Source organism: Legionella gratiana, assembly GCF_001467695.1.
In the GTDB taxonomy this organism is placed as follows: Bacteria; Pseudomonadota; Gammaproteobacteria; order Legionellales; family Legionellaceae; genus Legionella; species Legionella gratiana.
The window spans coordinates 1-8,992 of the sequence record NZ_LNYE01000008.1; the positions used below are offsets into that span (position 1 = coordinate 1).

The following is an 8,992-nucleotide window of genomic DNA, read 5'->3' on the forward strand; positions in this document are numbered from 1 at the left end:
GGAAGGTCTAATAGCAGAAACCTTGCTCTAAACTTCACCTCGCAGTCATACCCATTAGACCCCCTGCTTGCGCAGAGGGTGACGATGCTCTCAATACCGTCGCCTTCTGCAAAAGAAATAATTTGATCCTGTTTTATTTGCAATAGACAAGATGTGTAGAAGATTCAGCTGTTTTCGCAGAGGTCCACGATCAGCAAATGTCTTGGTATAAATCTCTCCATGTAGGATTTACAGACTCAATGAGCTCGATCTTCCATGCTCGCAAATATTTCTTTAATCTTTTTTCGCGCTTAATCGCTTCTAAAACATCAAAGTGTTGTTCGTAATAAACAAGATACCTGCAATTATATTTTTTCGTAAAACCATCAACGAATTTATTTTTATGTTCCCAAATTCTTTTGACTAAATTTGTAGTGACGCCAATATATAACGTCCCGTCTTTTTGATTCGTTACAATATATACGTATGAATATTTTTCCATAATAACTTACTCTATGACTTCCTTTAATTGGCCTGGAGAACGATGATCATTCCTAGAAATGATCGTCGCTTAGAGAGAATATTAAATTTCTAGAGATCTACTCATACTGTACGATTAGCTCCTAACGTCAACCAACTCAATATCCTCAAACGCCAATGACTCACCTAAGAAAATCTCGCCAACGGTCTGGAAGCGTTTGATCGAATCGGTGACTAAATAATTTACTCTACGAGACATCGTAGGAGCATCATTCAGTAAATCCTGCTTTTCTAACAAGCGATATAATGCGACAGCTGTTGCATGCGCTGAATCAACTATGGTAACCCCTTTAGGTAATAAATGAGCTAATAAAGACTTGAATACTGGAAAGTGAGTGCATCCTAACAACACCGTGTCTTCGTGAGCAAAACCATCCAGATAATGTTTTAAAGCTTCGCGTGCTACTTGATTATTAATCATTCCTTCTTCTGCTAACGCGACTAAAACACTACACGCTCGGGTATTAATGACGGCTCGAGGTAATTGTTGGGCAATTAACTGTTGATACGCATTCGAAGCGATGGTTGTTTCAGTGGCCAAAACAATTACCTGATTATTTTTAGTCGCAGCAACCGCTGCTGCCGCACCAGGAGCAACAACACCCAGTACAGGCATGTCCGGTAACATGGATTGTAAATAGGGCAATGCCGCCGTAGTTGCCGTATTACAGGCTATGACTAAAGCTTTAATACGACGTTCTACCAACAATTTTGCCATTTGCATGGCATATTGTTTTACCGTATCTGGACTCTTAGTGCCATAAGGAAGACGTGCAGTATCTCCCAGATAGACGAATGATTCTTGCGGTAACCCCTCTCGTAAAGCACGCAAAACAGTTAACCCCCCCATCCCTGAGTCAAATACACCAATCGCTAATTGGCTTGCATTCAATTTTGTCCCCCTTTTATTATTTTATTCACTGCTACCCCTAGTTAGACCTGCAACTCGCGGTGATATCTCTTCTTGTACAGTTTGCTGCTCGCGTTGCTTCTCTTTCTTTTTCCCATCTTCTCTAATCTCAGCATATTGCTTCTTTTGAATAGTCTGCTCTAGTTTTTTATCAACAGCTTTTGTTTCTTTTTCCGCAACACTTTTTTCTTGAACCTTGGTTTTATAATCGTCAACATATGTTTTAAATTTATCTTCCTTAGGTTTGAAAACAGTATTATAGAAAGAACCTTCCGCAACCACACCTTTCTTGAGTTCATTGTTGGGATTAAACCCAGGTACTCTCGACACTATATGATCAGGAGAAATGCCATAAGCAATACACGCAGCCCACACAAATTTTGCCTTTTCTGGATCTTTTCCTGTTATCACAATGGGATCCTTTTTACTCGGCGGATTATTGTTATCCAAGCGCTTGAGAAGCTCCACCATAACCGCCAACATTGCTGTATCAATGTTTTTATCTTCAAGCATCTTAGGAGATAAATGACCGTCTTTATCCTTAGGAAACACAATTTCTATCCTTCCTGCATTAGGTTTATGAATTTGCCCCTCTTGCAAAGTCCCGGAAGATGGAGCTGAGGTAGGAACGTAGGTAATACGTCCTTTAACATCTAAAGGTATATCTCGAATATCAGGCGCGTCATCAGTACCACCAACCCTAAATCTTCCTGTCACTTTATCCGTGATATCAAAACAAATAACTTCATTAGGACCAGGCTTGCCTACACGTTTGTATACAGCATCATTACTTCCTTTACTCTCAATAGCAACATCATGAGTTGGAACGGGCCGATCAGAAATAATTCGATTCGGGTCTGAGACAGTTTCTTGCATATTCCTTGCTTTATTACGATCTTGATAATAAATCTTAACTCCTACTGGCATGTAGATTTGTCTTTTGTCACTAAGCGCCTCGTCGATTTCTTGCAATTTTTTAGCCGTTTTATTTGCAAGTGCCGTATAAAAAACAATTCCATCTTCGATCAATTTCTTTTGAGCAGCCAACTCTTTATTCAAAGCTTCTGCTTGTTCCTTTATCTTTTTATCTGTGGGTGGTGACTTAAGCTCTGGCAGTACATGCGTTTCAATTTCTCGTAAATTATCTTCTAATTTACGCACAATATTAATGCATTCTTTATTCAAATCTTGATATTGTTCTTTCTTTTTTAAAATCTCGCTTTTGGGTTTTCCTTGCAATGCAAGACTATGAGATTCTTCCAAGTGCCCAAGATCAACTAAGTTTGTGTGAAATTCCAGATAAGTTTGATTATCTTTTTTAAGCCTTTCTAAAACGGGTTTTGTATTTTGAATAATGACAGCCTGATCTAAAGGGCCTGCTTTCGAAAATGCCTTCTGATTTTCTTCAGTTTTGATTGCACGAAATAGGGCGGGAGTAAGTTGCTTCATTAAAGCTTCTTTCAAAAGCGTATCATTATCGGTTAAATCTCTATCTTTAGGCTTCCACTCATTAAAAAACTCTTCGATATCTTTGCTTTCGTCAAAGACTTTCTTTAGATGTGTGATATCCGCCACACTAAACTCTTCCTCTTTCTCTATCCTTATTAAAGCAGCTACTAGTTTTTTATTTAACTCTCCGTCTGGCTCATCTAGCTCCTCAAGTAACTTTTCATTATTCTTATGTTGCTTAGCAATAGCGTCTGCTGTAGATTTAGTTAAGGGATCAAAATTATTACCTACTATATTAAATGCCTTATAAAAATTAGTCTTCTCAATGCCCAATTTGTTTCTAATATTTTCGATGAAATCAATATAGGTTCTTTCAACAGTGAGATCATCTCTAGTTGCATCTTCTATTACCCCATTAATTTCTAAAATTTGTCTAGAGGTTAAATCAAATGGAGGATCATAATTTGCCAATGCTTGAGCGATTGCAGAATTTTCAATTTTTTTAAATTTATCGTTTCTTGCATTTTCTTTAACTAACTCATCTACATTTACGTTTCCTAAATAATGTTTAAGAACATCTTTCTCAGGAGAGTTCATTATAGAAGAGACTATTTTAGGATTTTCGACTATTTCCTTTTGTTTGGCGGGAGGTAACGTGCCAAATAGCTGGGTTAACTCAGAATGAGCTTTTATCCCAAGACGTGAACTATTCTCAATCATCAATTGAAAATGTTGCATCCGTATTTCTTTTTGTAAGGCAGGCAAATCCTTATCTTTAATAAAATCTACTTTTTCTGTGCCCAATATCTGAGCCATTTTTACTTGAAAGTCTTTCAGGTTATCAATCTGTCCAAGATCTTTTAAATTTTCCAGATCGCCCTCACTAGGACGAGGCTCACGACCCATTTGATGGATAAAATTCTTTACTAACTCTACTTGAAATTCAGCAAAATTTTTCTCTGTTACAGCATGGTCAATAAGATCCTCATGATCGTCAATGCCTGCTTTTAATTTTTCGATTACTTCAGTTTTATTTTTTGCTTTAAGTATGTCTTTGAATTTTGTTGGATCCGCAATTCCATCTTTTAATAACTTAGCCTTCAAATAGCGTTCACATAATCGTTGTTGAACCTCTTCGCCAATTTTTTGCCTTTTCTCTTCAGGTAACCCTAAGAGTCTCTCCTTATATTCTTTATCATCTTCTTCTTTTAAGAGAGGGGTATCCTCATTAACTAAATCTCTCAAAAAATTCTTTGAATCTTCTTGATTCAACAGATCAGTTTTACCCAAAAGATCTTCATCTTTAAGAGTACTTTCAAATAATTGCAATTGACGTCTAAATTCCGCTTCACATAGTTCATCGAGTCTTTGCTTCTTTCGCTCATCAGCTTTGTCGGTTACTTCTACTGCTAAATCCTCACCCTCAGTGAACGCATTAACAATATTATCAACAGTAAGCCCTTGACGATCACCTGGTTTAGCCAAATCAGCTATTATTCTTGCAGCCCGTTGAATCTTTACTTTATCGCCTGAATTTAGATCTTCATATAATTTAGGATCTTTTAATCCAGGTTTAGTAGCCATTAAATTATCGTCAGAGAGCACCTTGAGTAATACATCGTTTGCTTTTTTGAGTATTTCCTTATTTAACTCTTCGGCTTGTTCAATTACATTTTCGCCTAAATCCTCTTTTTTCTTGAATGCATTAACAATATCATCTGTGGTTAATCCTTGAAGATCATATCCTGAAGCTGTAATAATCTTTTTTGCAGCCTCTTTAATCTTTGGTAAATTACCCGATTGTAGATCTTGAAATATCTGAGGATCCTGCATCTCAGGTTTAGCCATGATAGTTTTATTAGAAAGTATTTTAGATAATAAAACATTCACAGCTTCTGTTTTTATATTTTTTAGAGCTTCGCTAGTAAGTACATCTTCATTCTCTGGGTTCCATCCAGGCACATCACCTAACGTCTTCGTTCCAACTTGTATTTTGGTTGCCAAATACGCTCTACATTCTTTATCATTATTTTTTAAGATAGTAATTAATACGTCAGGTTCTACCCCAGCTAAACCTAATTTTACCCGTTCCTCAGCCGCTGTTTGCTGAAGTTCTTCGAATGAATAATCATATTTTGTATCAACTTCAGGATTTAAAAAATCCTTACTTTCAAAATATCCACTAGTCCACCATGGATCTTTCATAAGATCCTCAAATTCCTCCCAGACTTCTTTATGATTAACTATCGCTTCTCTAAAATCTACATCGGAGCCATCCTCATTTAAATCTACACTTAATATAGCGTCTAGTGCGTCAATTTTATCTTTTTCGTTGATATCTTTGTTTTTTCGTAATTCTATCATCGCATCATATAAATCAGTATTCTTTGGCATAATAAACTCCACTAACCCTCATGTATCTATTTTAAACGTTATTCATTAAATTAGTCTTAAGTTTTCATCACTTAGTAAGATCTAGTATGTATAGATACAGTAAGATGGACTAACTTATAACATAGTATAGCAATCTTTAAAGATGAAATGATTTAAATCTTATTGCTATACGATTACTTTTCATAGGACGACGAATTCCTTAAGCAGTGGCAGTACATTCTCAGTCGAACAAATACTAATTTACAAAAAAGTCTTAAAGCAGCACCAATTACCCCACCGCCAAACGCGAACGATTATCCAATTCGAAGTCTCTATTAATACGGTTTCTTTGCGGGGTGCTCGAGAAAAATGAGAAGCAACTAGGTTCTTTGGCTTTATGTTGTTCCAGTGCTTGGTTAATGGTTGAATTGATTTCCCATTGGGTTGAGGTCCAGCCATACAAGCCGCGCAGTTGCCGAATAATCCACAGTTTACTTCGCAATTGGCGAATGTATTTGACGCCTGCTGATTCCTCATCCGACGAATAACCATTGATATCGTCTCTTAATTGCAACAATCGGTTCTCAAAATTTGGATGATATTTATTGACTTCAATAAACCGTTTAATACACTGAATTGCCAAATTCTTTTGAAACTTTAAACAAAAGCGATGATCTTCCCCAATGTTTCTTAAAATTCGTTTAAAGGCACCATAAGGCATACTTGCTCTGATTTCTTGCAGATAAGGATTGGGATAACGATAGGCTTTAACTGCTGAATCAATATCAGCAAGTTTATAAAGATTGGTTTTGCGGGCACCATTGTTTAATAAATGCCGCATCATAAAATAGGCATTTTTACCCACATCCTGATCATCACTAAAGATATGTACCCGCTCTAAAGCAACATCCAACGGTGTTTTGCCTTCTTTATTTTTTACATTAATGAATTGACCAAACATACTGATTGTTTCTTCATAGCGATATTCACCCATTTTAATGGCGGTGTGTAAGGGAGTGTCACCGTTTTCAAAGCCCTGTTTGTCACGACACAGTTTTTTATAGCGCACAAAGGATTCTTGAACCTGTTGGATAAGTGCCTCATTAGAACTATGCGGTGCAATAATTTCTTTGAGCAACGCTTGTGTTTCTTGTTCATTCAATTGCGACACATAATCACGGAATTCTTTGATTGAGAACAATACGGCTCGCAAACGCGCCAGTCTTGCCGTCAACGTTTGAGTCACCAGGGCAACATGGGCACGATCAGTACTCTTTTTCATATCCGCACACTCTTTTAAGGTGTGCTCAATTAATTGAGTTGGAATTAAAATATGCTTATAAAAAGACTTCCATTTCGCTTTGATAAACGCAGCATTATTACTTAAGCGCGCAAAGGCATCGATGTCTGCATAATTACGGTATTCCTTATTGTCAAAAGGATTCGCAATATAACCGAATTTAGTAGGCCAATAGGAATTACACGAATTTTTTAAACAGGCAAGTGACATCAAATCATCTACGGTAATGTCAAAAGCATGAGCCCCATGAGTTAAATGAAAAGGTCTACGGGTCTGAAAACCCATAATGCTGTCCACAAACATGAGATCATGATCAATTTTAAAAAATACCGCATGGGGTTTACCGTCTTTTTCGACCAAGTAAAAACCAAAATTTCCTTTATGTAAATCGTCCTCCTCAAGAGTATACGACGTAGAAAGAATACTCGCCAACGACTCATAATCAATGGTTAAAATACCCTTTGCTTCATCTTCAACCAAATTTGCATAAAAACCTTGCGGTAGATTATTCAAAAAATTAATGGGTATATCTTTTGCAGCATCGACGTCCACTTTAGTGTATCCACAACCAATCTGTTGTGAATCAGTTAACTTATAAAAGGGATGTTCTAATTTTTCTTTTTCTGCGATTACATGTGAAAGATGTTCGATGGCCAAACCAAGAACATTGTTATTTTCATCAGTGACCAAATTCGAATCAGGTGTTAAATTCGGTACTAAAAACAATCGAGCTAACTGGCTAAATGTGACTTCTAACCGTGAAAAATCTGCACGACCGTGCTTATTTTTTTTATAAATAATCTTATGACCAGTAGGATTATAGATTGCCTTGAGGTACGCTTCATGTCCCGATGAGTTTGAAACAGGTCCTGCTGTAATATCTTTAATACGAAAATTGCCAGCCATGGAACACTACATATATAAGCCCAAAATTGCGCTAAATTTTAACACAAAGTTTAATATAGAGCAAACGCTAATCCGATTCTAATCCGATTCTATGGTTAAACTCCCTTCTGAAGAGTCAAAATCTTTACCACTATTTAAACGAATTTGTAACCCCACATTATTTTTGGAGTCCGCATATTTAATTGCATTCTCCTGAGAAATCAACCCTTTTTTATAAAGTGTTAACAAAGCGTGATCAAAAGTCTGCATCCCTTGTTCGGTACTACGTTCCATCACTTCTTTAATCTCATCAATTTTTCCTTTTTCAATTAAATCAGAAATATAAGGTGTATTTAATAAGAGCTCCACCGCAACCATTCGTTGCTGGTTTACTCCAGGGACAAGACGCATGGAAATAATAGCTCGTAAATTCAACGATAAATCCAGCAGCACCTGCTTTCTTGCATCTTCAGGAAAAAAATTAATAATCCGATCCATAGCCTGATTCGCATTATTCGCATGCAAGGTAGAAATGCATAAGTGTCCCGTTTCTGCATAGGCAATTGCGTGTTTCATCGCATTGCGTTCACGAATTTCGCCGATTAAAATCACATCAGGAGCCTCGCGCATTGCATTAACTAATGCATTATCATAACTCATCGTGTCAATACCTACCTCTCGCTGATCCACAATAGATTTTTGATGCTGATGAATAAACTCGATTGGATCTTCAATTGTTAAAATATGTCCACTCTGATTCTGATTACGATAATCAATCATTGCAGCTAGAGTCGTTGATTTCCCCGAACCAGTCGCGCCTACAACTAAAACTAAACCACGCAGCTCCATAACTATAGATTTTAAAATGGGGGGTAAGTTTAATTGTTCGATTGAAGGAATTTTATTTTTAATATAACGCACCACCATGGAAATATCGCCACGTTGACGAAATAGGTTAATTCTAAAACGCCCTACTGCAGCTATGGAAAGTCCCATATTCAGTTCCATTGTAGCTTCAAACTCTTTACGCTGATCATCATTCATTAAAGATAAGGCAATTTCAGCCATTTGTTGGGCTTTAAGCGGGACATGACCAATGGGTGAAATAATTCCTTCTATTTTGATGTTGGGAGGGGCACCTACACTGAAAAAAAGATCGGAAGCACTTTTATCCACCATTAATTTAAAAAAAGGAGTTATGTCCATATATCATCTCCAGGGGCGTACTCTTCTTTTAGTATATTCTACTTGCGCTATTTTATATGAAAAACGAAACAGTTCATTTTCATACAGCCACCTACCGCAACAGCGCAAGGCCTAAAAAACACCAAATCGTGCTTCAAGACATCGCCTTGCAGCATCTCCTTATGAGACCCCCTGCTTTCCGCAGAGGGTGACGCTTTTTTCATACCGTCACCTTCCGCAACAGCGGAAGGCCTAAAAAGCACCGAATCGTGCTTCAAAACATCACCTTACAACATTTCCTTATGAGACCCCCTGCTTTCCGCAGAGAGTGACGCTTTTTTCATATCGTCACCTTCCGCAACAGCGGAAGG

General features: G+C 37.3%; 5 protein-coding genes. All 5 read right to left on the bottom strand.

Annotated elements, in window-relative coordinates; genetic code table 11:
- Positions 1 to 190: 190 nt before the first annotated feature.
- The 5 genes from Lgra_RS03850 to Lgra_RS03870 all read right to left on the bottom strand — a co-directional run bounded on the left by Lgra_RS03850 (position 191) and on the right by Lgra_RS03870 (position 8,642).
- Complete coding sequence (locus Lgra_RS03850) at positions 191 to 481, bottom strand: GIY-YIG nuclease family protein (RefSeq protein ID WP_058497972.1); 291 nt, start codon at positions 479 to 481, stop codon at positions 191 to 193.
- 114 nt (positions 482 to 595) lie between these two features.
- A complete protein-coding gene (gene murI / locus Lgra_RS03855; RefSeq protein WP_058497973.1) occupies positions 596 to 1,411 on the bottom strand; it encodes a glutamate racemase in 816 nt (271 codons plus the stop codon).
- Positions 1,412 to 1,432: 21 nt separating this feature from the next.
- Positions 1,433 to 5,272 (bottom strand): hypothetical protein, encoded by a 3,840-nt coding sequence (locus Lgra_RS03860; protein ID WP_058497974.1) that lies wholly within the window; start codon positions 5,270 to 5,272, stop codon positions 1,433 to 1,435.
- Between the two features lie 268 nt (positions 5,273 to 5,540).
- Complete coding sequence (gene ankK / locus Lgra_RS03865; protein WP_058497975.1) at positions 5,541 to 7,457, bottom strand: Dot/Icm T4SS effector AnkK/LegA5; 1,917 nt, start codon at positions 7,455 to 7,457, stop codon at positions 5,541 to 5,543.
- 78 nt (positions 7,458 to 7,535) lie between these two features.
- Complete coding sequence (locus Lgra_RS03870; protein ID WP_058497976.1) at positions 7,536 to 8,642, bottom strand: PilT/PilU family type 4a pilus ATPase; 1,107 nt, start codon at positions 8,640 to 8,642, stop codon at positions 7,536 to 7,538.
- Positions 8,643 to 8,992: the final 350 nt, after the last annotated feature.

Coding starts and splice junctions, on each gene's coding strand:
- Lgra_RS03870 (WP_058497976.1), bottom strand. CDS start 8,642: ATGGACATAACTCCTTTTTTTAAATTAATGGTGGATAAAAGTGCTTCC.
- Lgra_RS03860 (WP_058497974.1), bottom strand. CDS start 5,272: ATGCCAAAGAATACTGATTTATATGATGCGATGATAGAATTACGAAAA.
- ankK (WP_058497975.1), bottom strand. CDS start 7,457: ATGGCTGGCAATTTTCGTATTAAAGATATTACAGCAGGACCTGTTTCA.
- Lgra_RS03850 (WP_058497972.1), bottom strand. CDS start 481: ATGGAAAAATATTCATACGTATATATTGTAACGAATCAAAAAGACGGG.